At 48.9% G+C, this 657-nt stretch carries 1 rRNA gene; it reads left to right on the forward strand.

Features of this window, described 5'->3' with window-relative positions:
* A 23S ribosomal RNA gene (locus QMC81_11925) occupies nucleotides 1-657 on the forward strand; the annotation flags it as partial.

Raw genomic sequence — 657 nt, forward strand, 5'->3', positions numbered from 1 at the left:
GAAGAGGCTCAGCTAATGATTTTAAAGGTTTCCTAAGAATTGCTTTAGGATCATGCAATGAGGTGATGGTACTGCTCGAGATGATTAAAGACCTTGGTTACCTGGAAGAAACCATATACCAAGAGCTCAATGAAACGTATGATCATCTTGCAAGACAACTCTTTCGCCTCATAGAAAGCTGGAAGTAATCGAACATCGAATATCGAATATCGAACTACGATAAGGGGTAGGGGAGCATTCCAAGTGCAGCGAAGTTATTCTGGAAAGAATGGTGGAGCGCTTGGAAGAGAGAATGCCGGTATGAGTATGCGAAAAGGTGAGTGAGAATCTCACCCGCCGAAAACCTAAGGATTCCTGGGGAAGGCTCGTCCGCCCAGGGTAAGTCGGGACCTAAGCCGAGGCGAATAGCGTAGGTGATGGACAACTGGTTGAGAATCCAGTACCACTGAAGAGCGTCTGAGCAATGAGGTGACACAGAAGGATAGGTTAAGCGTGCCGTTGGTCGAGCACGTCCAAGCCCGTAGGAAGTAGGGTAGGCAAATCCGCCCTGCGCGTTTCCGAAAGGTGATGGGGAGCGAAAACAAGTAGCGAAGTAACTGACTCCAAGCTGTCAAGAAAAGCCTCTAGCGAGCGAATCAGTGCCCGTACCGTAAACCG

This window comes from Thermoanaerobacterales bacterium (genome assembly GCA_030019475.1).
Classification (GTDB): domain Bacteria; phylum Bacillota; class Desulfotomaculia; order Desulfotomaculales; family JASEER01; genus JASEER01.